This is a genomic window from Actinoplanes sp. SE50/110, assembly GCF_900119315.1.
GTDB lineage: Bacteria > Actinomycetota > Actinomycetes > Mycobacteriales > Micromonosporaceae > Actinoplanes.
Genome location: NZ_LT827010.1, coordinates 1704960 through 1729525 on the forward strand (window position 1 = coordinate 1704960; position 24566 = coordinate 1729525).

The window sequence follows — 24566 nt, forward strand, 5'->3', positions numbered from 1 at the left end:
GTCAGTTGCGTTGCGGTTTGCCGCGTTGCGGTCGGTTGGGCCGTGGTCGGTCGTGCTGTACCTCGTCGGGCTGCGGTCAGTCGCGCTGTCCGTTGGAGCGCATCGGGTATCCGGGTGCGGGGCCGGTGTGGACGGTTGCGAGGTGGGAGCGAATGCCGGCCGGAAACGCTCGCGCCGGCCGGGATGCGGGGGCGCGGCCGGGGAAGGCTAATGACGGCTGGCGGGGCTCCGATATTGGGGGCCGACCAACAGCTAAGGGAGCCGTCATGAACGACAAGTTCCGCACGCCCCCGGGGGGCCGGTGATGGACAGCGCGGTCGACATGGCTTATCGGGTCGTCGAGGCGTTGTTCGGGCCGGACTCCGGGATTCCCTGGTGGGCTTGGCTTGCGCCGATTGCCATTCTGTTCGCCAGGTTGCTCTATCCGATGATGTTCCCCGAGGCGGCGGCGGCCGAGGCGGAGACGGATCGGCGGCTCGCCGAGTTCCGGCGGGAACGTGAGGGGCAGGCCAGGGACAGGGGCGCGGAGAAGGGCAAAGGTAAGGAGAAGAAAGGCAAGAAGGGCAAGAAGTGAACGCGGCGAAGGCCCGCAACCATTCCAGGCAACGGATGACCTGGAGAGGTTGCGGGCCTTCATCCGTTGACGGGTCTCCGAGCAGACGCGGCCGTGGTGAAGAAAAGCCTACGGAGGCGCCGCACAAGGGCGGCCCCGAACGCGGCCCGCGAGCAGACGCGGGCCGCGGACGAAAACCGACGGATCAGCCGCGGGCGTCGAGCGCCTGACGGTAGAGGCGGCCGGCCCGGTAGGAGGACCGGACCAGCGGCCCGCTCATCACCCCGGCGAAGCCGATCGCCTCGGCCTCCTCGCGGAGCTCGACGAACTCCTCCGGCTTGACCCAGCGCTCCACCGGGTGGTGCCGCGGGGTCGGCCGCAGGTACTGCGTGATGGTGATCAGCTCGCAGCCCGCGGCGTGCAGGTCGCGGAGGGCGGCCGAGATCTCCGCCCGCTCCTCGCCCATGCCGAGGATCAGGTTGCTCTTGGTGACCAGGTTCGCCGCGCGGGCCTGGGTGATCACGTCGAGGGAGCGTTCGTACCGGAAGCCGGGGCGGATCCGCTTGAAGATCCGCGGGACGGTTTCGACGTTGTGCGCGAGGACCTCGGGCTGGGCGCCGAACACCTCGGCCAGCTGGGCCGGGTCGGCGTTGAAGTCGGGGATGAGCAGCTCGACGCCGCAGCCGGGCTGCAGAGCGTGGATCTGGCGGACGGTTTCCGCGTAGAGCCAGGCACCGCCGTCGGGCAGGTCGTCGCGGGCGACGCCGGTGACGGTGGCATAGCGCAGGCCCATGGTGGCGACGGACTCACCGACGCGGCGCGGCTCGTCGGCGTCGAACTCGGCCGGCTTGCCGGTGTCGATCTGGCAGAAGTCGCAGCGCCGGGTGCACTGGTCGCCGCCGATCAGGAAGGTGGCCTCACGGTCTTCCCAGCATTCGTAGATGTTGGGGCAGCCGGCTTCCTGGCAGACCGTGTGCAGGCCCTCTTTCTGCACGAGGCCACGCATCTGCGTGTACTCGGGGCCCATTTTCGCTTTGACTTTGATCCACGGCGGCTTCCGCTCGATGGGAGTCTCGGCGTTGCGCGCCTCGATGCGCAGCATGCGGCGGCCCTCGGGAGCAATAGTCACAACCCCGAAGATACGCCGGAGACGACCGGTCGAGGCGCAGGGGCGACGAGGCTCACGTGACCTGACCTGTGACCGCCGTCACCTCCGAAACGAAATTCGGATGCACGCGCCGGTCGTGGGGCGTTAACGTCCCGGCTACGGCAGTGATGGGACCGAGTAACGCTCCGCAAACGCCGGCCGAGAGAGCCACCCGCAGCTGTGACGGTGGCCCGTGCGCCGGAGCGCGAAGACACCCCGGAGCCGAGCAGTGCAAGAGGCGCCCCGGCGATCGGCGGGGCGCGAAGGTGTGGTGGTACCGCGAGGATCCCGCTCGCCCGCACCTCCCCGGGGCCGCGTTGCAGCATCCTGAGGAGGTCGACCGCCGTGCAACGCATCCTCTCCACCGAACTGGCCGCCCACCCGCACGAGAAGGTGCTGGTCGAGGGCTGGGTCCACCGGATCCGCCGGCTGAAGTCGGTCACTTTCCTGATCGTCCGGGACGCCGCCGGGCTGGCCCAGGTGGTCGTCGACGACCCCGGTGACCTGCGCGAGGAGACCGTCGTCGCGATCGTCGCCGTGGTCACCCCGAACGAGCAGGCGCCGGGCGGCGTCGAACTCACCGCTCCGGCGATCCGGGTGCACTCCGCTGTGGACGTACCGCTGCCGTTCGATCTGCACCGGCCTGCGCTCACCGCGGGCCTGCCCGCGCAGCTGGACCACGCCGCGGTCGCGCTGCGGCACCCGGCGCGCCGTACCGCGCTCCGGGTGGCCGCCGCCGCGACCGCCGGTTTCCGCGCGGCGCTGGAGGCGCAGCGGTTCGTCGAGATCCACACGCCGAAGATCGTCGAGTCGGCCACCGAGTCCGGCGCGAACGTCTTCCAGCTGGACTATTTCGGCAGGCCCGCGTTCCTGGCGCAGTCGCCGCAGTTCTACAAGCAGATGATGGTCGGCGTCCTGGAACGGGTATTCGAGGTCGGCCCGGTGTTCCGCGCGGAGAACAGTGACACCGCCCGGCACCTGACCCAGTACACGTCGCTCGACGCCGAGATGGGGTTCGTCGCCGACCACCGGGACGTGATGGCCGCCCTGACCCGCACGCTCGGCGGGATGCTCGGCGAGGTGACGGCCCGGACCGGGGTGGTGACCCCGGAGGTGCCGGCGGAGATCCCGGCGGTGCACTTCACCGAGGCGTTGCGGATCGCCGGCGCCCCGGCCGGCGAGCCCGACCTGGCGCCGGCGCACGAGCGGGCGCTGGGCGAGTGGGCGCGGCGTGAGCACGGGTCGGAGTTCGTCTACGTGACCGGCTATCCGATGCGTAAACGGCCGTTCTACACCCATCCCGACCCGGCCGACACGACGTACTCCAACGGCTTTGACCTGCTCTTCCGAGGTTTGGAGATCGTCACGGGCGGCCAGCGGCTGCATCGGCACGCCGACTGTGTCGCCGCGCTGCGCGCGGCCGGTGAGCCACTCGCGGCCTATGCGGGCTATCTGGAGGCTTTCCGGTACGGGATGCCCCCGCACGGTGGCTGGGCGATCGGCCTGGAGCGGCTGGTCGCGCGGCTGACCGGGGCGGCCAACGTGCGCGAGGTGGCGGCTTTCCCGCGCGACCCGCACCGGGTGGCTCCCTAGGGTTAGCTTGGGCCGGTGCTGATCGACCTCGATGCCGCGCCGGCCCCGGCCCCGGTTCGTCGCCCGTCCGGGACCCGGTGGTGGAAGCTGCTGGCCGCGGCCGCCGTGCTGCTGCCGGTCGGTGCCGCGGCCGTGCCGGCGCTCCCGCCGCCGTTCCCGATGATCGCCTCGACCGGCGGCCAGGCGACGCTGGACAGTGTGTGCACCGACCGGGCGCTGTACGCGGCGCACCGGGCGGCCGGCCCGGGCGCGGGCGCGGTGATCGTGGCGCGCCCGCTGGTGGCCGGCGGCCCGGACTGGCAGGTCCGGGTCCCGCTGGACGGCGGAGAACTTCGGCTGACGGTGGCCGGTCCGGTCCTGATCGCCGATGCCGAGGGCACCGTGACGGTGCTCGACGTGGCGACCGGCAGGGTCCGCTGGCGCCCGCCGGACGGCAGCACCGTCGCGCCGTTCGGCGACCGGGCACTGGTCAGCTATTTCGACAGCGACACCGGAGAGGCCCGGCTGCGGCTGGTGGATCTGGCGTCGGGCCGGACCCGGTGGACGCGGCCCGGGTACGCGGCCGCTGCCGCGCTGGATCCGGCCGGCTTCCGGCTGATCATGCTGAACGACGGCGGCCAGGTGGAGATGCGGTCGACAGCCGACGGGCGGCTGGCCACGAGCCGGGATCTGAACGGCGTGATCGTGCCGGAGGAGCAGCTGATCATCGACGGGACGCGGCCGTACCAGCCGTCGGTGGCCGTCGCCGGTGATCACGCGTACGTGCTGGGTCCGTCCGCCGTGGCCGCGCTGAGCATCACGGACGGGAGCCTCACCTGGCTCACCTCGGTGCCGCGGCCGTTCCCGGTGTCCGCGGTGAGTTGCGGCCACCTGCTCTGCGTCACCGGCAGCGGCGGCACCACCGCGCTCGATACGGCCACCGGCGAGGTGCGCTGGAGCGGCGCGGAGTGGGCGTCGTACACCGCTGACGATCTCGCCACGTCGGCGGGCGGCCGGGTCGCCCGGCTGGATCCGGCGACCGGCCGGGTCGTCACCGAGCTGGGCCGCGGTGTGGCCACCGGTGGCCTGATGCTGCGCGCGGTGACCGGCGGCACCCGGGTGACCGACCTGCGCACCGGCCGCCTGCACGGTGAGCTGGCCGGTGTGCTCCCGTTCGGCTGCACCGTCGCCGGGCCGTTTCTGGCCTGCCCGACGACGGGCAGCGCCCGCAGCGTCTGGCGGGTCGGCTAGAAGAGCGTCGCCAGGTGCCGCTCGACGACCGGCATCACCTCGGCGACCGGCACCGGCCGGCCGAGTTCGGCGCTGAGCGAGGTCACCCCGGCGTCCCGGATCCCGCACGGCACGAACCGCTCGAAATTCGCCAGGTCGCAGTCACAGTTGAGGGCGAAGCCGTGCAGGGTGACGCCGCGCGCCACCCGGATCCCGATCTGCGCGATCTTGCGGTCGAGGCCGCCGTCGGTGGCCCGCACCCAGGCGCCGCTGCGGCCCTCGACCCGTTCGGTGGCGACGCCGAACTCGGCGCACACGTCGATCAGCAGCTGCTCGACCCGGCGCACGTAGGCGACCACGTCGACCGGGTCGGGCAGGCGCAGGATCGGGTAGCCGACCAGCTGGCCCGGACCGTGCCAGGTGATCTTGCCGCCGCGGTCGACGTCGACCACCGGGGTGCCGTCCCACGGCCGGTCCGCCGGCTCGGTGCGTTTACCGGCGGTGAAGACGCTGGGGTGCTCCAGCAGCAGGATGGTGTCCGGCTGGGCGCCGTCGGCCACGGCCTCGTGCAGACGCTTCTGCTCGTCCCACGCGTCGCGGTAGTCGACCAGGCCGGGGCGCAGAACGGTGAGTACGGAGGTTGTCACGACGGCCAGCGTATCCCCGTACCGGCGGGTACCTACCGGTCGACGGGGTCGACTCCGCGACGGATGCGCCACACCAGGACGTCACCCACCACCTCGGGCTCACCGAGCAGGTCCCGGGCGGTGCTCTCGACCGCGGTCCGGTTCAGCGTCTGGTGGTCCGAGCCGGTGATGGTGGACGGCAGGAACACCGCGTCCAGCCCCCAGTACTCGAAGTCGGCGCGGGCCTGGGCGCGGTCCCCGTTGGTCAGCGTGGTGATGTAGCCGTACCAGGCGGCGCGCAGGAACAGCCAGTCGGTGGCCATCGGCGGTGCGCCGATCCGGCCCGGCTGCTTCCGGCCGGTGTCGCCGGTGGTCTGCGGGCCGAGGAAGTAGCCGTCCGGGATCCGGAACTGCCGCCCGCCGCGAGCCATCGTGTACGCCTGCCAGCGCTGGGCGTCCGCGGTGACGTTGGCCCCGAACGGCAGGGCGGAGAGCGTCCCGCCCTCGGGCACGTAGTTCTTCCAGAGACCCTGCGCGATGAACGCCGGCTCCGGTGTCCGGAACTGGATCCGCACCGGCAGCGGGACGATCGGCAGCAGACCGATCACCGCGGCCGAGGCCAGTGCGGTGTGCAGCAGCGAGCCGGACGGGATCTTCCTGGTGATCAGCTGGTCCAGGATCAGCGCCAGCAGGATGCCGAAGACCCCGACCACGACCAGTGCGAACCGGATCGGCAGCGCCGAGTTGAACAGCGGCAGGTGCACCAGCGCCGCGTACGGCAGCGGGAAGTCCGGGTACTCGTGCTTCTGCAGGTTGAACCGGGGCCCGAGGGAGAGGACGAAGAACACCACGCCGACCGCGCCGACCGCGCGCAGTGTGGCCCGCCGGCCGGCGTCCGCCCGGCGCCACAGCACCACGAACGAGACCAGGATCAGCAGGACCAGGGGCACGCCGAAGAACGACGTCTCCTCGGTCCGGTTCGGCGCCAGGTCGGCGTGCCAGCCCAGCCAGCCGGCGACGGAGCGGTTCGGGAAGGACAGGTAGGACGCGGCGTCCTCGACGAAGTACCGCTGGTTGAAGCCGGTGCCGTTGAACGTCTGCGGCCCGGCGAAGTGCATGTACAGCGGGTAGGCCAGCAGCGCGCCGGCGACCAGCCCGGTCACGCAGAGCGCGCGGAACACGGTCAGGAAGGCGTCCCGCGCCTCGGTGCGGACCGACCGGCTCAGCGACCACATCACCAGGAACACGGCGCAGGCCAGCGCGGTGTAGAACAGGCCCTCGGCGGCGATCGAGAAACCGACCGCCATCAGCACGCCGAGGATGATCCCGTTGCGTAGCCAGCGGCCCGGCTCACGCAGTTTCAGCACCTGCCAGATGACGACCGGGGCGACCCAGCCGGCGGTCCAGTTCAGATGGCCGTTGGCGTGCGAGATGAACCCCGGGGCGAAGCCGCAGAACAGCCCGGCCACGGCGGCCGCCCCGGCGCTGCCGACCAGCCAGCGGCGCAGGAACAGATACCACGCGAAGGCGGAGCCGGCCAGGTTCAGCGTCAGCACGGTCACGAAGCTGACCTGCGGCCCGGCCAGGTGGGTCAGCGGCGTCATCAGCACCGTGTACACCGTGATCGAGGTGTTGGCCGCCAGGTTCACCCCGAGGGGGGCGTTCAGCAGGCTGGTGAAGAAGGGGTCCGAGCCGTGCGTGACGGTGTAGTACCCGTACCCCATCAGCCATTCGAAGAAGGCCTGGTCGCCGACGTTGTCGGCGAGCACATGGGTGTACGGATCCGCCCAGAGGCCGCACGTCACGTAGACCGCGAAGGACAGCGCGACGACGGCGAAGGCCAGGTGAACAGGCCATTCGCGCGCCTCGCGGCCCGATGCGGCGGCGGGCTCGGAGGGAGGATCGGCGGACGCGGCTGGGGCGGGGGCGGTCACGGACATCACGCGCAGGTTAGCAGCGGGCCCTGGAGATCAGGGGGCCTTCGCCGGTTCCGGATCCAGCGCGGCGGCCAAGGCGGACTCGATGTCCGGGTACATCCAGGAGAATCCCGCACCGCGCAGAACGCCGGGAATCGCCCGCTGGCTTCGCTGTGCCTCCCCGGCCAGCTCGCCGAGCGCCAGGTCGAGCACCGGGCCGGGCACGGTCAGCAGCGCCGGGCGGTGCAGCCGGCGGGCGAGCGCCCGGGTGAACTCCAGGTTGGTGCACTGCTCGGCGGAGACCAGGTTGACCGGACCGGCCACGTCCTCGCGCTCCAGCAGGAACTCGGCGGCGCCCAGCCAGTCGGCCAGCGCGATCCACGACATCCACTGCCGGCCCCCGCCGATCCGCGCGCCGGCGCCCAGCTTGAACGCCGGGAGCAGCGGTTTCAGCAGCGATCCCTGCCGGTCCAGCACCGGGGCGGTGCGCAACAGCACCACCCGCGAGCCGGCGTCCTCGGCCGGATGGGCGGCGGCCTCCCAGACCCGGCAGACGTCGGCCAGGAACGTGGTGCCGGCCGGCGCCTCCTCGGTGACCTCGCGGTCGCCGGTGTCGCCGTACCAGCCGACCGCCGAGGACTGCAGCAGGGTCCGCGGGCGGTCACCGGCGGGCAGCTTGGCGATCGTCCGGGCGATCGTGTCGGTGGTGTCCAGCCGGCTGGAGCGCAGCACGTTCTTGTACTGCGCGGTCCACCGGCGGGCCCCGATGTTGGCGCCGGCCAGGTTGACCACCGCGTCCGCGCCGGCGAGCACCGACAGGTCGAGCCGGCCCTGCGACGGCGCCCAGACGGCGACCTCCGGCCCGGCGCCCGGGACGGGTTTCCGGACCAGCCGGGTGATGTCGTGGCCGCTCTGCCGCAACCGGGCGGCGAGCCGGGCACCGAGAAAGCCGGAGGCGCCGGCCATGACGATCCGCATGCTCTTTCTCTTTCCCGAAGATCAACCGATTCAAAACATGAGAGCCGGGGGTACGTGTGTACCCCCGGCCCTTACGTCCTACCTCTACAGGCCCAGGTCCGGCTCGAAGTGGCCGGCCTCCAGACGCTCCTTGAGCGTGACCAGGAAGCGGGCGGCGTCCGCGCCGTCCACGATCCGGTGGTCGTAGCTGAGCGCCAGGTAGACCATCGACCGCGGCGCGATGATCTCGCCGAGGTTCGGGTCGTTCACGATCACCGGCCGCTTCACCACGGCGCCGAGGCCGAGGATGCCGACCTGCGGCTGGTTGATGATCGGGGTGTCGAACAGCGCGCCCCGGCTGCCGGTGTTGGTCAGCGTGAAGGTACCGCCGCCGATCTCGTCCGGCCCGATCTTGTTGTTGCGGGTGCGGTCGGCCAGGTCGGCGATCCGCTTGGCCAGGCCGGCCAGGTTCAGGTCGCCGGCGTCCTTGATCACCGGGACGACCAGGCCCTTCGGCGCGTCCACCGCGATGCCCAGGTGCTCGGCACCGTGGTAGGTGACCGTGCCCGCCTCGACGTCGATCGACGAGTTGACCACCGGGTGCTGCTGCAGCGCCTCGACCGTGGCCAGGGCGAAGAACGGCAGGAAGGTCAGCTTGACGCCGTGCTTGGCCTGGAAGTCGGCCTTCGCCTTGTTCCGCAGCGTGGCGATCTTGGTGACGTCCACCTCGACGACCGTGGTGAGCTGCGCCGAGACCTGCAGCGACTCCACCATGCGCCGGGCGATGGTGGCCCGGATGCGGGTCAGCTTCTCGGTGCGGCCGCGCAGCGGGCTCGGCTCCGCCTTGGCGGCCGGAGCGGCGGGGGCAGCGGCAGCCGGGGCAGCGGCGGCGGGCGCCGGCGCCGCGGCGGCCTGGGCGGCGGCAGCGGCGTCGAGGACGTCCTGCTTGCGGATCCGGCCTCCGACGCCGGTCCCCGACAGCGAGGACAGGTCCACGCCCTTCTCCGCGGCCAGCTTGCGGACCAGCGGGGTCACGTAACCGGCGTCACCGGCGCCGTTCGCCTTGACCGTCTCGGCGGCCGGTGCGGCCGGCTGCGCGGGAGCGGCGGGCGGCGCGGCCGGGGCGGGGGCCGTCGTCTCGGCGGCCGGGGCCGGCGTCGCGTAGGACTCGCCGACCGGCTCCGCCTTCGGCTCCGGCTTCGGCTCCGGCTTCGACTCGGCCTCCGGCTGCCGCGGGGCGGGCTGCGCGGGAGCGGGCGCGGCGGCGGGCGCGGACGACGCCGACCCGACGATCGCGAGCACCCCGCCGACCTCGGCGGTCTCGTCCTCCGGAACGCGGATCTCCAGCAGGGTGCCGGCCACCGGCGACGGGATCTCGGTGTCCACCTTGTCGGTGGAGACCTCGAGCAGCGGCTCGTCCACCTCGACGGTCTCGCCGACCTGCTTGAGCCAGCGGGTGACGGTGCCCTCGGTGACGCTCTCGCCGAGCGCCGGCATCTTCACCTCGGTGCCCTCGGCGGACCCGGCGGCGGTCTGCGGCGCGGGCGCCTCCTCCTCGACCGGCTTCTCGGTCGACGGGGTGGTCAGCGCGGCCGGCTCCGGCTCGGCCTCGGCCTGCTGCTGCGGGGCGGGGGCGGCCGCACCGGCGTCCTCACCCTCCCCGGCGATGACCGCCAGCTCGCTGCCGACCTCCGCGGTCTCGTCCTCGCCGACCACGATCCGGGTCAGCACCCCCGCGGCGGGCGACGGGATCTCGGTGTCGACCTTGTCGGTGGACACCTCGAGCAGCGGCTCGTCGACCTCGACCCGCTCACCCTCCTGCTTGAGCCAGCGCGTGACGGTGCCCTCGGTGACACTCTCGCCCAGCCGCGGCATGGTTACCGATGTCGGCATTTTTCCCCAAACTCCTTTAACGCTTCTCGAAGCGATGAAATCAGCTGTGCGCGTGCAGGGGCTTGCCCGCGAGCGCGAGGAAGGCCTCGCCCAGCGCCTCGTTCTGCGTCGGGTGGGCGTGTACGAGCTGGGCGACCTCCTCCGGGAAGGCCTCCCAGTTGTAGATCAGCTGAGCTTCGCCGACCAGCTCGCCCATCCGGGCGCCGACCATGTGGACGCCGACGACCGGGCCGTCCTCGACCCGGACCAGCTTGACGAAGCCCGCGGTCTTGAGGATCTGGCTCTTGCCGTTGCCGCCCAGGTTGTAGTTGTACGACGTGACCTTGTCCGCGCCGTACTTCTCCTTGGCCTTGGCCTCGGTCAGGCCGACGGACGCGACCTCCGGGTCGGAGTAGGTGACCCGCGGGATGCCGGCCTCGTCGATGACCGCCGGGTTCTTGCCGGCGATCTCCTCGGCCACGAAGATGCCCTGCTGGAAGCCGCGGTGCGCGAGCTGCAGGCCGGGCACGATGTCGCCGACGGCGTAGATGTTGCCGACCCCGGTGTGCAGCCGCTCGTTGGTGATCACGAAGCCGCGGTCCAGGGTGATGCCCTGCTCCTCGTAGCCCAGGTTCGCCGTGGTCGGGCCGCGGCCGACCGCGACCAGCAGAACCTCGGCCTCCAGGGTCTCGCCGCCGGCGATGGTGACCTTGACGCCGTCCGCGGTCTTCTCGACCTTCTCGAACGGCTTGCCGACCTTGAAGTTGATCTTCCGCTTGCGGAAGGCGCGCTCGACGGTCTTCGAGATCTCCTCGTCCTCCGCGGCGACCAGGCGGGGGAGGGCCTCGATGATGGTCACGTCGGCGCCGAACGACTTCCACACGCTGGCGAACTCGACGCCGATCACGCCGCCGCCCAGCACGATCGCCGAGGCCGGGACCCGGTCCAGTTTCAGCGCGTGCTCGCTGGTGATCACCCGGGTGCCGTCGACGTCCAGGCCGGGCAGGCTGCGCGAGTAGGAGCCGGTGGCCAGGATGACGTTGCGGCCGGTGTAGCGCTGCCCGTCCACCTCGACGGTGTCCTTGCCGACCAGCCGGCCGGCGCCCTGCACCAGGGTGATGTTCTTGTTGTGGCCCAGCAGGCCCTGCAGGCCCTTGTAGAGGCGGCCGACGACGCCGTCCTTGTACGCGTTGACCCCGGCCATGTCGATCCCGACCAGGTCGGCCTTGACGCCGAACTGCTCGCTCTCCCGGGTCTGGTCGGCGATCTCCGCGGCGTGCAGCAGCGCCTTGGTGGGGATGCAGCCGCGGTGCAGGCAGGTGCCGCCGACCTCGGCCTTGTCGATCAGCGCTACGGAGAGGTCGAGCTCGGCGGCGCGCAGCGCGGCCGCGTACCCGCCGCTGCCCGCGCCGAGAATGACGATGTCGAAGGTTCCGCCGTTCGGCTGGCTCACGTTGACTCCCGTAGTCGAGTCGTCGCCATGTGGGTCACACAATGGAAACGGTCACAGTCCCGTCTCGGACATCTTGTCACTTGGAGACCCGCTCAATGCAGCCAGGTGCCCCAAGACACGTCGGCTCGTCGTACCCTTGCGGCATTCAGCGTGAGGAGGAGCAGTGGGCTGGTTTCGGCGTCGTCCCCGGTCCACCGGGCCCGGCGGACGCCCGGTCGATCAGGCCGATCTCGACCACCTCACGCAGTTCGTCCGCTCCCGCCGTGGCGTCGAGGCGTTCGTCGAGCCGCGCACCACAGTGACCGAGACCACCGTGTTGCTTGTCGCACACGACGGCGAATGGACTCGTCGGCGCATCGGGTCACCGGAGGTCGCGCGCCGTTTCGCCCTTCGGCTCTCGCTGCCGATCTACGATGTCCGGCTGCTCGGCTATCCGCAGCGCATGCGCGATTTCAACGCCCGGCGCAAGCGTGCCGCCCAGCCCGATTAGGCCGGGCGGCACGCCGTTTCTCACAGCGTCTCGACGACCCGCAGCAGGGTGCGGATCGGGACCCCGGTGCCGCCCTTGGTCCAGTAACCGGTGGGCTCACCGGCGTGGTAACCCGGCCCGGCGATGTCGATGTGCGCCCACTCCACACCCGGCTCGACGAACTCGCGCAGGAACACGCCGCCCTGCAGCATGTGCCCGGCCCGGTCCAGGTTGGCGTTGGTCTGGCAGATGTCGGCGATCTCCGACTCCATGCCCTTGCGCACGTCGTCCGGCAGCGGCATCGGCCAGGCCGGCTCGCCGACCGCGTCACCGGCCGCCTGGACCAGCGCGATCGCCTCGGCCGAGCCCATCAGGCCGGAGATCCGCTTGCCCAGGGAGATCACCTGGCCGCCGGTCAGCGTCGACGCCTCGAACACGTAGTCGGTGCCGTCCGCGCAGGCCCGGGCGATCGCGTCGCCGAGCACCATGCGGCCCTCGGCGTCGGTGTTGAACACCTCGACCCGCTTGCCGTTGAACATGGTGATCACGTCACCCGGGCGGTACGCCGACCCGGACGGCATGTTCTCCGCGATCGCCAGGTAGCCGGAGACCGCCACGCCCGGCTTGAGTGCCGCGACCGCGAGCATGGCGGCGGCCACCGCGGCGGCGCCGGCCATGTCCGACTTCATCTCCCACATGCCGGCCGCCGGCTTGATGCTGACCCCGCCGGTGTCGAAGGTGATGCCCTTGCCGACCAGCGCCACCCGCTTCGGCTCGGCGACACCCTCCGGCGCGTACGTCAGTTTGACCAGCCGTGGCGGCGCCTCCGAACCCTGGCCGACCGCCACGATGCCGCCGTACCCACCGGCCTTGAGCTGGTCGAAGTCGAGCACCTCGACGTCCAGCCCGGCCTTGGTGGCCTCGGCCGCGATGCGGTCGGCGAAGCCCGCCGGGCGCAGTTCGTTCGGCGGCATGTTCACCCAGTCGCGGGCCAGCCGGACCGCGCGGCCGACCACCGCGGCCCGGGTCAGCTCGGCGGTGGCCGCCTCGTCGGCCGCGTCCGGCACGTGCACCTGCAGCTCGGCGACCGGCTCCCGGTGGCCCTTCTGCGGCTTGGTCTTGTAGCCGGCGAACCGGTAGCCACCCAGCAGCGCACCCTCCAGGGTGGCGCGCAGCACCGCCGGGGCGTCGGCGTCGTCGGGCACCGGCAGGGCCAGCGCGACCCGGGTGCTGCCGGCCAGCGCGCGGACCGCCGCGCCGGCGCCGCGGCGCAGCGTCTCCAGGTCGGGCGCGGAGCCGGACGGCTCGTCGCCCAGGCCCACGGCGACCACGAGCGGCGCGGTGATCGTGCCGAGGGTGGCCAGCTTGGTCACCTCACCCGGCGCGCCGGTCGCGCCGAGCAGGGCGAGCGTCGCGGTCAGCCGGCCGTCGAACGCCGCGGCGATGCTCTCCGCGCCGGACGCCGGGAGCAGGGCGCCGTCCTGGTCGGGCTGGCTGTGCAGGCCGATGACGATGGCATCGACCGTCAATTCGGCCGGGTCGCTGTCGACCAGGCTGAGGGTGGGCTGGGTCACTCGGGCACTCCACGACGTCGGGGCCGGGCCGCCGGGCGGGCGGTGCTCCCGGCTGGTGGGAAACACTTGGTATTCCCCGCGACTCTAACCAGACCCAAGGTCACCGGTAAGTTGAGTCTCATGTCTGCCGAGTTCTTCCGCTCTCCGCTGCACGAACGCCACGTCGCGCTGGGCGCGAAACTCGCGCCGTTCGGCGGCTGGGAGATGCCGCTGGAGTACGCGGGCGGCGGTGTCCTCAAGGAGCACGCCGCAGTCCGCGAGGCGGCCGGGGTCTTCGACGTGTCGCACCTCGGCAAGGCCCGCGTGCTGGGCCCCGGTGCCGCCGAGTTCGTCAACTCGTGCCTGACCAACGACCTGCACCGGATCGCCCCCGGCCGGGCGCAGTACACGCTCTGCTGCGACCCCTCCGGCGGCGTCGTCGACGACCTGATCGCCTACCTCTACGGTCCGGACGACGTCTTCCTGATCCCGAACGCGGCGAACACCGCCGAGGTGGTCCGCCGCCTGGCCGAGGCCGCCCCGCCCGGCGTCACGGTCACCGGTCAGCACCGTGACTTCGCGATCCTCGCGGTTCAGGGCCCGGCCTCGGCCGACGTCGTGGCGAAACTCGGGCTGCCCGCCGGCCACGAGTACATGTCGTTCACCGGCGCCACCCTGGCCGGCGCGCCGCTGGTCGTCTGCCGCACCGGGTACACCGGCGAGCACGGCTACGAACTGGTCGTCCCGTGGGACACGGCCTTCACGGTGTGGGACGCGCTGATCGCCGCCGGGGTCCGCCCGTGCGGGCTCGGCGCCCGCGACACGCTGCGCACCGAGATGGGCTACCCGCTGCACGGTCAGGAGCTCTCCCTGGACATCACACCGGTCCAGGCCCGGACCGGCTGGGCGGTCGGCTGGTCCAAACCGGCCTTCTGGGGCCGCGACGCCCTGCTCGCCGAGAAGGCGGCCGGCCCGCGTCGCACCCTGCGCGGCCTGGAGCTGACCGGTCGCGGCATCCCGCGCGGCCACATGCCGGTCTTCGCCGGTGACACCCCGATCGGCGAGACCACCAGCGGCACGTTCTCCCCGACGAAGAAGATCGGGATCGCCCTCGCCCTGATCGACACCGCTCCGGACCTGCCCGACGGCGCCACCGTCGAGATCGACATCCGTGGCCGCCGGACCGGGGCGCGCCTGGTCAAACCCCCGTTCGTGACGCCTTCGGTCCGCTGACCCGCGACGCCGCGGCCACCGCGGACCGCCCGGCGCCGCCGGCGTCCGGGCCTCTTTTCACCCTTTGCGGTGTACGCCGCCAGGCCGCCCGCCGCGCTCAACCGGCACCGCCCCGCGGCCTGCCGGCCGGCGCCGGCAGTGGGGTGCGGGCCGCGCCGTGGGGTGATCGGGCGCCGTGGGGTGATCGGGCGCCGTGGGGTGATCGGGCGCCGTGGGGCGATCGGGCGCTGCGGGGTGATCGGGCGCCGTGGGGCGATCGGGCGCTGCGGGGTGATCGGGCGCCGTGGGGCGATCGGGCGCCGCGGGGCGATCGCGCGCGGCGCGGGCGCGGGTGGCGGACCGCGCCGTCGGCTTTCAGCCGAGGGTCAGCGTGATCAGCGTGAGCGTGGTGGCCAGCTCCGCGCACGCACCCAGCACGTCGCCGGTGATGCCACCGAGTCGGCGGGTGCAGTGGCGGAGCAGGGCCAGCACCGCGATCAGCGCGACCGCGCACGCCAGGGGTCCCTGCCAGGGGCGGTGATGGACGGCGGGCACCGCGGCGGCCAGAACGACCGCGGCGGCCCCCAGGACGGCCGGCGTGGGCAGGGTGCCGGCGACCATGGCGCCCAGGCCGCCGGGGCGGGCCGAGGGGACGCCGCGGCGGCAGGCCACCGTGATGGCGAGACGGCCGGTGGTCCAGGCGATCACGATCGGCCACCAGGACAGGGCGCTGATCGCGGCGGCCTGGATCAGCAGGGTGGCGGCGACGGCCGCCACCCCGAACGGCCCGATGTCCGGCTTCTTCATGATCTCCAGGGCGGCCGGGCCGGAGCGGTAGGAACCCAGCGCGTCCACGGTGTCCGCCAGGCCGTCCAGGTGCAGGCCCCGGGTGAACAGGCCCCCCGCGGCGACCGTGACCCCGGCCGCGACCAGCGCCGGGGCGCCGAGCGCCCGCAGACCCCCGCCGAGTCCGGCGAGCACCAGACCGAGCAGCGCGCCGACCACGGGGGCGATACCCATCGCCACGCCGGCGGTGGGCCGGTCGACCCGCCCGCCGCGCACCGGCAGCACGGTCAGCGTGGTGACCGCGAGCCGCACCCCGTCGATCAGGCGCCGCCCGGCGCCCGGGATCACGAGCGGCTGGGCGCCGGGTTGCCGAAGCTGGTCGGGCCGTCGTCCAGCACGTCCAGGGCGGCATCCGCGGTCGCGTCGCTGTCGCCGAGGCTGGCCGCGTAGGCGTCGGCGAGCCCGGCGTCCTCGTGCCCGGCGAGCAGACCGGGGTGCACCGGCAGCGCCGCTGCCAGCCCCAGCACGCCGCGCAGCAGTGGCAGCGCGGCCAGCGCGTTGGCGCCCTCGCCCAGGTCCAGCCCGAGCTCCAGCACCGGGGTCAGCCCGAGCACGTCGGCGCCCTGCCTGACCAGGGCGAGGGTGCCCGCCTCGGGCAGCAGGCACCAGTGCCGGGTCTGCCCGGCGAGATCCCGGGCGACCAGCCCGGCGGCGATCCCGAGCGGGCCGTCGATGAGCACCGGCAGCCGCCGGGCGGACGCGCCGAGCAGCACACCGGTGGCGACCGCCAGGTCGAGGCCGCCGAGCTGGCGCAGGATGTCGACGGCGCCCCGCGGCTCCTGCCGGATCCGGTGCAGCGCGTCGCGGATCGCGGCGCAACGCACCATCCACGCGTGATCGTCGAGGCGCCCGCCGGGCTGCAGCACCCGGGGGAGGGTGGCGGCCGCCTCGGCGCCGGTGGCCGCGGCGAGCACCGCGGTCGCGACCGCCTCCAGGCCCACGCCGAGCCCGGCGAGCAGCACCGCGTCCCGCCCGGCGTCGACCGCGTCGTCGGCCAGCTGCCACCCCTGGCGGATGGCGGCCTCGACCGACTGCTCGTCGGCGACCGGGCCGTCCTCCATCGCACCGGAGTCCGCGACCCGGATCACCGCGAGGTCCGCCCCGGCCTGCCCGGCGAGCCGGCCGAGCAGCCCGCCGCCCTGCTCGGTCTCGGCCACCCGGCGTTCGGTGTCGGCCGGGTCGGCGCCGGCCGCGGCCCCGCCCTCGTGTGCTCCGGAGATCACCAGCAGGCGCACCGACGTCCACGGGCGCGGCGTGGTGGTGTCCTGGGTGGCGGCGGCGAACTCGACCGCCTCGCTGAGCCGGCCCAGGCCGGCGCCGGGCAGGTCGATCCGGCCGAGCCGGTCCCGGGCGTCCGGGCCGGCGTCGCCGCTGGGCATCGGCAGGTCCATGCCCGGCTCGATCCGGGTCAGCCCGGACCGGACGAGCGGCAGGCTCATCGTGGCGCCGGCCAGCGCCGCCGAGGCGACCGATGCCGGCAGCACGACGGTGGCCTCGTCGGCGTCCGGCGTGGGCGGCCCCTGCGGGGTGACCACGACCGGTGGCGGTGGCGGCGGCGCGGGCGTCGCCGGCGCGGTGACCAGCGCGGCCGGCGCCTGCGTGACCGGCGCCTGGGTGACCGGGGTGGTCACCGCGGGCGCGGTGACCCGCTTGATCCAGGCCGGCTGCCCGGCGACCACGAGCACGACGCCGTCGCACGCCGTGGCCAGCGCCTGGTTGGTCGTGCCGAGCGCGTCGGCGAACGCGCGCCCCACCGGGGTGACCGGCACCAGCGACAGGCCCACCTCGGGACTCACCAGCACCAGCCGGGCCGCGCAGGCGCGCACCGCGTCGGCCAGCGCCGCCACGTCCGCCTCGTCGTCGTTGGGCTGGCGGGCCGGGTCGAGCACCGCGGCCACCCAGCCGCCCAGATCGTCGACGAGCAGCGTGTCACCGGCCGGTGCGCTGGTCAGCAGCTCGGTGAGCCGGGCCGGGTCGGCCCCGGTCTCCTCGGTCGACCAGGACTGCGGGCGCCGCCGCTGATGCTCCTCGATCCGGGCCAGCCACTCCGGGTCGTCCTCGCCGCCGACCGCGGTCGCCACGTATCGCACCGCCGGCGCGTCCGCCACCAGCGATTCGGCGAACGCGGATTTACCGGAGCGGATACCGCCGAGCACCAGGACGCTGCTCCACCGATCTTCGGACATGCCCCGTACCTTAGAGCCGGACCGCACACGCACAAGCCGTAGGGTGGAAGGCCACCGACGTACGACGTGAGGGGGCGGCTCAATGCCGTGGAGTTGGCGGTACGAAGACGTCGACGGCAAACCGGTCGACGGTCCGGCCGAGACGTTCAGCAGTCAGGCCGACGCCGAGTCCTGGATCGGCCAGGAGTGGCGGCAGTTGCAGGCCGGCGGGGTCGGCACGGTCACCCTGGTCGAGGACGACCGGGTCGATTATCAGATGAGCCTGCAGCCGGCGGAGTGACGTGACCTACGAACCGGTGTACACGCGCACGCCGCGGAACGCGTTCGTCCCGAGCCCGATCTTCGTCGGCATCGTCGCGATCTTCGCGGTGAGCGGCGTGCTGATCTGGACGGGCTTCGGCAACGTCGGGTTCGACGCGTTCCTGTTCGTCGTCTCGGGCTGGGTGGTCTCGCTCTGCCTGCACGAGTACGCGCACGCGGTCGCGGCGTACTTCTCCGGCGACCTGACCGTGGCCGAGCGCGGCTACCTGCGGCTCAACCCGTTGAAGTACACGCATCCGGTGCTGTCCATCGTGCTGCCGGTGATCGTGGTGATCCTCGGCGGCATCGGCCTGCCCGGCGGCGCGGTCTGGGTCGACCACCGATACATCAACAGCCGGGCCAAGGATTCGCTGATCAGTGCGGCCGGGCCGGCCACCAACGTGTTGCTCGCGCTGGTGGCGGCCCTGCCGTTCCTGATGGGTCTGGGTCCGGACTCGGTGTTCGACGGGCACATCGCGTTCTGGCAGGCGCTGTCGCTGGTCGCGTTCCTGCAGATCACCGCGAGCGTGCTGAACGTCCTGCCGGTGCCGGGCCTGGACGGGGGCAGCATCCTGCGTCCCTGGCTGAGCCCGGCGTACCGGCGGGCCTGGGACACGTTCGCGCCCTTCGGTTTCCTGCTGCTGTTCGTGGCGCTCTGGCAGACCTCGCTCGGCGGATACTTCTACGACGTGGTCTACCGGATCGCCGACCACCTGGGGCTGAACCCGTTGCTGGTCAGCGACGGGTACGACCTGATGCGGTTCTGGACCTAGCGGGTCACGGCGCTCACGGCCGCTTCGCGGGGCTGGTCGTGAGCGCCGGGTCCCGGGTCACCACCGGTTCCACGATGTCGTCGATCGCCTTGAGCAGGCCGTCGTCGAGCTTCACGCCGGACGCCTTCACGTTGTCCCGCACCTGCTCCGGCCGGGACGCGCCGATGATCGCCGCGGACACGTTCGGGTTGTGCAGCACCCAGGCGATGGCGAGCTGACCCAGGGTCAGGCCGGCCTCGTCGGCGAGCGGCTGGAGCCGGGCCACCGCGGTCAGCACGTCGTCCTGCAGCCAGCGGGCGATGAAACCGGCGCCGGACTTCTCGTCGGTGGCCCGCGAGCCGGCCGGCGGCTGCTGTCCCGGCTTGTACTTGCCGGTCAGCACGCCCTGCGCCAGCGGCGACCAGACGATCTGGCCCAGCCCCAGCTCCTGCGAGGCCGGCACCACCTCGGCCTCGATCACCCGCCACAGCAGCGAATACTGCGGCTGGCTGGAGACGAGCCGGATCCGCAGGTCGTCGGCGAGCGCCTTGGCCGCGCGGATCTGCGACGCGTCCCACTCGGAGACGCCGATGTAGTGCGCCTTCCCGGAGTGCACCACGTCGGCGAACGCCTCCATGGTCTCCTCCAGCGGCGTGTTGTGGTCGTACCGGTGGGCCTGGTAGACGTCGACGTGGTCGGTGCCGAGCCGGCGCAGCGACCCGTCGATCGACGCCATGATGTGCTTGCGGGACAGGCCGCTGTCGTTCGCGCCCGGCCCGGTCCGCCAGTACACCTTGGTGAGGATCTCCAGGCCGTCCCGGCGCTCGTCCTTCAGCGCCCGGCCCAGTACCTCCTCGGCCCGGGTGCCGGCGTACACGTCGGCGGTGTCGAACGTGGTGATCCCCGATTCGAGGGCCGCGCGCACGCAGGCGAGCGCGGCCTCCTCCTCCACCTGGGACCCGTGGGTGATCCAGTTGCCGTAGGCGATCTCACTGACCAGCAGGCCGGAACGGCCGAGATGACGGAACTCCATACCTCGAAGCCTATCGAGTAACTAGAGAACCGGCCTGCTGTCCGGCTTGAGCCTGAGCACCTCGGCGACCGCGTCGGCACGCTCGGTGTGGCGGGTCTCCACCAGCGGCCGGCCCTGCCGATCCAGCGCGCCCCAGCGCCCCGCCTCGTCGGCGATCAGGAACGCCGACGGGTGCAGCACCACGGCCCTGTGCACCGGCGGCAGCACCGGCTGCCCGGTGCGGTCCACCACCCCGGCGCCGGTGCCCGCGTCCACCACCGCGAAACCCTCGTCGCTGAACCCGTCGATCGGCCCGCCCGCGCTGAGCACCGTGCTGAACTGCCGGTACTTCGGCTGCACCACGATCCGTCCGTGCTTGTCCACGGCACCCCAGCCGCCGCGCCGGATGAGGGCGAGCCCGCGCCGGAACGGCCGCGCCTCCTCGAACCCGCCCGGCACGATCAGCCGGTTCCCGCGGTCGATGGCGACCCAGCCGCCCTCGGCCTCCCGGCTCACCCAGGCCAGCCCCTCGGCGAACTTCCCGGCGTCCCGGTAGCCCGAGTCGGCGCCGATCAGCACCGCACCGGACGCGTCGATCAGCTCCCAGGCCGGCGAGTCCGGGCGGCGCACCCACGCCACCCCCTCGGCGAACGGCTGCGCCTGCGCGTACCGCGGCTCCACCGCCGCCGCGTACCCCCACAGCCCGGTGCCGTCGTCGCGCAGCGGCGTCGGCGCCGGCGGCAGGTTCAGCAGCTGCTCCCGGCTGCGCGGATACGGTCCCCAGCCGTCCCCGGACCGGCGCGCCATCACGTCGAGGGCCACCTCGACCCGCTCGACGAGCTCGGCATCACTGTCCCGGCACAGGTCCAGGGCCCGCTCGAAGTGGTTCACCGCCTCCAGGAACCGGCCCTGCTCGAACGCCGACCGCCCGGCCAGCTCCCGAATCTCGGCCCGCACCCGGGCCGGCAGCTCCGCCGAGTCGGCCTCCGCATACAGCCGGTCCGCCTCGGCGAACTCACCCCGCCACTGCAGCACGTGCGCCAGCCGGGCCCGCGCCACCGCGACGGTCCGCGCCTCCCCGCTCGCCTCCGCATGCCGCAGCCCGGCCCGCCCGTCCGCGAGAGCGTCGTCCAGCTCACCCAGCACCCGCCCCACGACGGCCCGCAGGCTGAGCAGCCCGGCCCGGACGTTGTCCCGCTCGGCGAACTCCAGCCGGTCGGTCAGCCGGTCACTGAGATCCCACAGCCGGTCCGGCTCGTCGACCTGCTCGCGCAGCGTCCGCGGATCGAACATCCACGGATAGGCGGCCAGGATCTCCTCCGGATCGGCGCGGCGCCGGTCAGCCGGGGCCCGCTGCTCCCGCCGCTGCCGGATCGGCGCCTCGTCCGCCTCTTCGGTCCGGCCGGTCACCGGCGCCGGATCCGCCGCTGCCGCGGGACTCTCCCGCGACGACGCGGCATCCGCCGCCTTCTCGCGGATGTCCTCCGGCGCAGGATCCGCTTCTACGGCACGGTCCTCCCGCGGCTCGGGATCCCCTTCTACGGCACGGTCCTCCCGCGGCTCGGGATCCGCTTCTGTGGTGCGGTCCTCCTCCGGAGCCGGACCCGCCTCTTCGGCACGGTCGCCGGTCGCGAGGTCCGCCGATTTGCCGGTACGGTCGTCAGCCGCCGCGGCACGCTCAGAACTGCCGACGGTTCCACCATCGGCGTGCCCCGTGTGAGCATCCGCCGGGAGAGCGTCCTCAGCGTCCGGAACGCCCTCGGTGTCGACCGGGGCAGGGTCCGGGCCCGCGGGCGCCGGGGTGACGATCTCAGCCGTCTCCGCGCCCGTTTCCGGCCCGCCCGGTGCGGACTCGCTGTCCGTCCCATCGGCGGCGGTCTCCGCCACGATGGTGGAGACGGCGGCGGACGCCTCGGGCGTGGTGTCGTCGGCGAGCGCGAAGGCCGGCCCGGTCCCGCCGTGGTGGTGCGCGGCGGTCGACCCCGGTTCGGACGTGTCGTGGGCGTCCCCGGACGCCGGTCCCGCACCAGCACTCGCCACGTCGCCCGAGGCGCCGCCGTCCCTCACCTCCCCGCCGAGCACCCCGGCGCCCAGCGCCGCAACCTCGCCGGCGGAATCGGCATCACCCGCATCCGAATCCGCCGAGCCAGCGTCGCCTTCAGTGGTGCCCGCTGCGTCAGCGTCGCTTTCAGCGGTGCCCGCGGAGCCCGTGTCGCTTTCAGCGGTGCCCGCTGCGTCAGCGTTGCCTTCAGTGGTGGCCGCGGAGCCGGTGTCGCCTTCAGCGGTTGCCGCGGAGCCAGCGTCGCTTTCAGCGATGACTGCCGGGGCCGCGCCGTGGGCCGTACCCACCGGGTCAGCCTCGTTGTCATCCTCACCGGCCGAGCGGGTGCCGGCCGCAACGGCACTGGCGATGACGCTTGCCACCGAAAGGGGAGGCCACACCGGCACCCCCGACAAGGGGAGCCCTGCCGTAGCCGGCCCCACCGGGTCACCAGGGGACTCTGCGACAACATTCCCGTCCGCACCGGACTCGGCGCGGCCGCCGGTGTCCCCGACGACCTCGGCACCGGCAAGGACACCGGCGTGCGTGACGACCGCATCCGCAGCGGCATCCGTCTCCCTGAGGGAACCCGGGTCCCCACCGGATTCCGCATCCGTGACAACGTCCGCCTCGGCGCCGGCCTCCGGCGCAGGGATGGCATCCGGTCCGGCGATGGCCTCCGGCTCAGCGATGACATCCGCCGGCGCGGCGGTCGTCGCATCGCCGCCCGCCCGCTCTCCCTCGACGTCGTCGGCAAGCGCGGCGCTTCCGGCGGCCACATCGAAGTCTTCATCGGCGATCACCGAACCGCCGTCCACCCCGGGTTCAGCGGCCGCGACCGGAGCACCGGATTCTTCCTGCACGACCGGCTCGACCGCGGTGACCCCGGCGGTCTCCTCGATCGGCTCATCCGCGGTGCGGAAAACCTCCTCGGCAACCGACTCGGCGACCGTGGACAGATCTTCCTCCGCAACCGGCTCGGCCGGGCCCAACGGAGCGGCATCCTCCGCGGACCCGACCGCCGCGGGAGACACCTCGTCCACGAAGGACCCGACGGTCGTCTCCGGAACCTCCGTCCCGCCGAATCCGCCGCTCACCTCCGGAACGTCCGCCCCGCCGAATCCGGCGTCCGTCTCTCGGGCACCTTCCGCCGCAATTCCGGAGGTCGTCGCAGCGACGTCGTCCGTGACCGTTTCCGTGGTCGTCGCAGCGACGTCGTCCCCCAAGATTCCGGTGGTCGTCGTAGCAACGTCGTCGCCGACGATTCCCGCGGCCGCAGGGGAAACCTCGTCTCCGGCGATTCCGGCAGGCGTCCGATGCGCGGTGTCCTCGGCGAGTTCGGCCACCATCGGATCGATCGTGGGCGGCGAAGTCTCCGTCGAGATCCCGGTGACGACCGGCACCGGAGGCTCGGCCTCCACCCGGCCATGCCGTCCCGGCCGTACGTCCTCGGCGTACTCCCCGACCTCCGTGCCCGCCCCGGACTCGTCCGGCTCATCGAATCCGGGCCGCTCATGCCGCCCGGCTCCCGCCCGCGGAAGCATTCCCCGGTCAGCGTCGCGCGCAGCCAGACCCGCGAGATCCTCGGCCCGTCCCGACCCGGTCAGGTCCCACGCCGCGCCGGAATGCCCGGCGTCCTCCCCGGCCGGACGTGCCTGGGTCGCCTCGGCATCGGCCACGCCGCTGTCCACCACGCCGTCGACCTGAAGGTCGAGCACGCGGATCTCCAGCTCGCCCGCCGGCTGAGCATCCCGTTCAGCGCTCGCTGCCCCGCCTTCCCACCGTGCGCCGGGAGCGCTGGACGGCGTCTCGCTGTCGGGTGCCTCGGGTACGGCCGGTTCCTCGTCGTCGACGGACGGCGCGAACCAGCCGGTCGGGGGCAGGCTCTCCACGACCACGGTCTCTTCGGGCGCGGCCAGCGGTGAGGTCTCCGGGACCGGCATCTCGGCACCGAGCCCGCTCATCGACAACAGCCAGCCCAGCCCCCGCGGCTCCGTCGCCGCGGGCTCGGGCACGGCCACCGGCTGCGAGGCACCGCGCGGCGCCTCGACCGGTGGCTGCGTCACCGGCGGCTGCACAGCCACCGGATCGGGCGCGGTGATCGGTTCCGGCACGGCCACCGGCTGCGACCCGGCGAAGGATTCCGGCGCGGGGACCGGCTTGCGCACCCCATGATCCCCGAAGTCGATTCGCTGCGTATCCATGAGCCGGTTGCGCTCGTCGTCGTCCACCGGCCACTGCCCGCCGGACGCCATCCCGGACACCGGCGCGGAAGCGATCCCGGACACCGGCGCGATCCCGGGTGCGGGCGTGGCGGCGATCCCGGACACCGGCGCGATCCCGGGTGGGGGCGTGGCGGCGATCCCGGACACCGGCGCGATCCCGGGTGGGGGCGTGGCCGCGACCCCCGACACGGGCGCGATCCCGGAAACGGGCGGGGCGGCGATTCCGGAGACCGGTGCCGACGCGACCCCGGAAACCGGCTGGTCGGCGGCCCAGCCACGATTCTCACGACCGTAGCCCGGCGCCCCCGGAACCTGACCGTGCCCCGGCGTGACCGGCGTCTGATCGGCACGCCCGGGCACCCGCCCGGGCCGGATCGGACCCTGCCCCGCCTCGGGATCGGGCCACCTACGCGGCTGTCCGAGTTCCTGGTCGGGTCGAGCGCCCGGCTGTCCGAATCCCCGGTCGGGCCGCATGCCCGGCTGCCCGGGCCTCTGATCGGGCCGCATGCCGGGCTGCCCGGTTCCCTGGTCGGGCCGGACACCATGCTGTCCCGGAGTCTGGCCGGGGCGCCCGGAAGTCTGTCCGGGCCCGTCCGGGTACATCGTTGCCGGCGGCACCGCCGGCTGCGGTGGCGTCATCCGGA

At 73.1% G+C, this 24566-nt stretch carries 19 protein-coding genes; 8 read left to right on the forward strand and 11 right to left on the reverse strand.

Features of this window, described 5'->3' with window-relative positions; translation table 11 throughout:
• Positions 1–304 precede the first annotated feature (304 nt).
• Positions 305–574 (forward strand): hypothetical protein, encoded by a 270-nt coding sequence (locus tag ACSP50_RS07630; protein ID WP_014688579.1) that lies wholly within the window; start codon positions 305–307, stop codon positions 572–574.
• 184 nt (positions 575–758) lie between these two features.
• Here ACSP50_RS07630 and lipA read toward each other — a convergent pair whose 3' ends face one another.
• On the reverse strand, positions 759–1655 hold the full coding sequence (gene lipA, locus ACSP50_RS07635) for a lipoyl synthase (protein ID WP_014688580.1): 897 nt from the start codon (positions 1653–1655) through the stop codon (positions 759–761).
• 390 nt (positions 1656–2045) lie between these two features.
• Here lipA and aspS point away from each other — a divergent pair, with 390 nt between their 5' ends.
• Positions 2046–3293, forward strand: a complete 1248-nt coding sequence (gene aspS / locus ACSP50_RS07640; protein ID WP_014688581.1) for an aspartate--tRNA(Asn) ligase — start codon at positions 2046–2048, stop codon at positions 3291–3293.
• A gap of 15 nt (positions 3294–3308) precedes the next feature.
• The gene (locus ACSP50_RS07645) at positions 3309–4523 is read left to right on the forward strand and encodes a PQQ-binding-like beta-propeller repeat protein (RefSeq protein ID WP_014688582.1); all 1215 of its coding nucleotides are present in this window, start codon (positions 3309–3311) and stop codon (positions 4521–4523) included.
• Here the strand turns inward: ACSP50_RS07645 and lipB are convergent.
• The 5 genes from lipB to lpdA all read right to left on the reverse strand — a co-directional run bounded on the left by lipB (position 4520) and on the right by lpdA (position 11326).
• Entirely contained in the window at positions 4520–5149 is a 630-nt protein-coding gene (gene lipB / locus ACSP50_RS07650; RefSeq protein ID WP_014688583.1) for a lipoyl(octanoyl) transferase LipB, read from the reverse strand. The two genes, ACSP50_RS07645 and lipB, sit on opposite strands and share 4 nt — an antisense overlap.
• A gap of 32 nt (positions 5150–5181) precedes the next feature.
• On the reverse strand, positions 5182–7068 hold the full coding sequence (locus ACSP50_RS07655; RefSeq protein ID WP_014688584.1) for a hypothetical protein: 1887 nt from the start codon (positions 7066–7068) through the stop codon (positions 5182–5184).
• A gap of 30 nt (positions 7069–7098) precedes the next feature.
• Positions 7099–8022 carry a TIGR01777 family oxidoreductase gene (locus ACSP50_RS07660; protein ID WP_014688585.1) on the reverse strand — a complete coding sequence of 308 codons (924 nt, stop codon included), beginning with the start codon at positions 8020–8022 and terminating at the stop codon, positions 7099–7101.
• An 84-nt stretch (positions 8023–8106) separates the two neighbouring features.
• Positions 8107–9894, reverse strand: coding sequence for a 2-oxoglutarate dehydrogenase, E2 component, dihydrolipoamide succinyltransferase (gene sucB / locus ACSP50_RS07665; protein WP_080127752.1), 1788 nt, complete (start codon positions 9892–9894; stop codon positions 8107–8109).
• Positions 9895–9934: 40 nt separating this feature from the next.
• Entirely contained in the window at positions 9935–11326 is a 1392-nt protein-coding gene (gene lpdA, locus ACSP50_RS07670) for a dihydrolipoyl dehydrogenase (protein WP_014688588.1), read from the reverse strand.
• Positions 11327–11489: 163 nt separating this feature from the next.
• Here lpdA and ACSP50_RS07675 point away from each other — a divergent pair, with 163 nt between their 5' ends.
• The gene (locus tag ACSP50_RS07675) at positions 11490–11816 is read left to right on the forward strand and encodes a hypothetical protein (protein WP_014688589.1); all 327 of its coding nucleotides are present in this window, start codon (positions 11490–11492) and stop codon (positions 11814–11816) included.
• 20 nt (positions 11817–11836) lie between these two features.
• Here ACSP50_RS07675 and ACSP50_RS07680 read toward each other — a convergent pair whose 3' ends face one another.
• Entirely contained in the window at positions 11837–13369 is a 1533-nt protein-coding gene (locus ACSP50_RS07680; protein WP_014688590.1) for a leucyl aminopeptidase, read from the reverse strand.
• A 120-nt stretch (positions 13370–13489) separates the two neighbouring features.
• Here ACSP50_RS07680 and gcvT point away from each other — a divergent pair, with 120 nt between their 5' ends.
• Positions 13490–14581: a glycine cleavage system aminomethyltransferase GcvT gene (gcvT, locus tag ACSP50_RS07685; RefSeq protein WP_014688591.1), complete on the forward strand. Its 1092-nt coding sequence runs from the start codon at positions 13490–13492 to the stop codon at positions 14579–14581.
• A 354-nt stretch (positions 14582–14935) separates the two neighbouring features.
• Here the strand turns inward: gcvT and ACSP50_RS07690 are convergent, their stop codons facing one another.
• A complete protein-coding gene (locus tag ACSP50_RS07690; protein WP_014688592.1) occupies positions 14936–15694 on the reverse strand; it encodes an adenosylcobinamide-GDP ribazoletransferase in 759 nt (252 codons plus the stop codon).
• Positions 15691–17592: a bifunctional adenosylcobinamide kinase/adenosylcobinamide-phosphate guanylyltransferase gene (locus ACSP50_RS07695; RefSeq protein WP_043511013.1), complete on the reverse strand. Its 1902-nt coding sequence runs from the start codon at positions 17590–17592 to the stop codon at positions 15691–15693. The genes ACSP50_RS07690 and ACSP50_RS07695 overlap by 4 nt, the downstream gene beginning before the upstream one ends.
• An 82-nt stretch (positions 17593–17674) precedes the next feature.
• Between ACSP50_RS07695 and ACSP50_RS07700 the strand changes: the two genes are divergently transcribed.
• Positions 17675–17872: a hypothetical protein gene (locus tag ACSP50_RS07700; RefSeq protein ID WP_014688594.1), complete on the forward strand. Its 198-nt coding sequence runs from the start codon at positions 17675–17677 to the stop codon at positions 17870–17872.
• A 1-nt stretch (position 17873) separates the two neighbouring features.
• Positions 17874–18665, forward strand: coding sequence for a site-2 protease family protein (locus ACSP50_RS07705; RefSeq protein WP_014688595.1), 792 nt, complete (start codon positions 17874–17876; stop codon positions 18663–18665).
• A gap of 13 nt (positions 18666–18678) precedes the next feature.
• Here the strand turns inward: ACSP50_RS07705 and ACSP50_RS07710 are convergent, their stop codons facing one another.
• Together ACSP50_RS07710 and ACSP50_RS07715 are read right to left on the reverse strand one after the other, a co-directional pair.
• On the reverse strand, positions 18679–19677 hold the full coding sequence (locus ACSP50_RS07710; protein ID WP_014688596.1) for an aldo/keto reductase family protein: 999 nt from the start codon (positions 19675–19677) through the stop codon (positions 18679–18681).
• A gap of 21 nt (positions 19678–19698) precedes the next feature.
• Positions 19699–23901: a WG repeat-containing protein gene (locus ACSP50_RS07715; protein WP_155123453.1), complete on the reverse strand. Its 4203-nt coding sequence runs from the start codon at positions 23899–23901 to the stop codon at positions 19699–19701.
• Here ACSP50_RS07715 and ACSP50_RS07720 point away from each other — a divergent pair.
• Positions 23900–24217, forward strand: a complete 318-nt coding sequence (locus tag ACSP50_RS07720; RefSeq protein ID WP_043511016.1) for a hypothetical protein — start codon at positions 23900–23902, stop codon at positions 24215–24217. The genes ACSP50_RS07715 and ACSP50_RS07720 overlap by 2 nt on opposite strands.
• Positions 24218–24566 lie beyond the last annotated feature (349 nt).

Coding starts and splice junctions, on each gene's coding strand:
- ACSP50_RS07630 (WP_014688579.1), top strand. CDS start 305: ATGGACAGCGCGGTCGACATGGCTTATCGGGTCGTCGAGGCGTTGTTC.
- lipA (WP_014688580.1), bottom strand. CDS start 1,655: ATGCTGCGCATCGAGGCGCGCAACGCCGAGACTCCCATCGAGCGGAAG.
- ACSP50_RS07655 (WP_014688584.1), bottom strand. CDS start 7,068: ATGTCCGTGACCGCCCCCGCCCCAGCCGCGTCCGCCGATCCTCCCTCC.
- ACSP50_RS07660 (WP_014688585.1), bottom strand. CDS start 8,022: ATGCGGATCGTCATGGCCGGCGCCTCCGGCTTTCTCGGTGCCCGGCTC.
- sucB (WP_080127752.1), bottom strand. CDS start 9,894: ATGCCGACATCGGTAACCATGCCGCGGCTGGGCGAGAGTGTCACCGAG.
- gcvT (WP_014688591.1), top strand. CDS start 13,490: ATGTCTGCCGAGTTCTTCCGCTCTCCGCTGCACGAACGCCACGTCGCG.
- ACSP50_RS07695 (WP_043511013.1), bottom strand. CDS start 17,592: ATGTCCGAAGATCGGTGGAGCAGCGTCCTGGTGCTCGGCGGTATCCGC.
- ACSP50_RS07700 (WP_014688594.1), top strand. CDS start 17,675: ATGCCGTGGAGTTGGCGGTACGAAGACGTCGACGGCAAACCGGTCGAC.
- ACSP50_RS07710 (WP_014688596.1), bottom strand. CDS start 19,677: ATGGAGTTCCGTCATCTCGGCCGTTCCGGCCTGCTGGTCAGTGAGATC.
- ACSP50_RS07720 (WP_043511016.1), top strand. CDS start 23,900: ATGAGCCGGTTGCGCTCGTCGTCGTCCACCGGCCACTGCCCGCCGGAC.
- ACSP50_RS07715 (WP_155123453.1), bottom strand. CDS start 23,901: ATGGATACGCAGCGAATCGACTTCGGGGATCATGGGGTGCGCAAGCCG.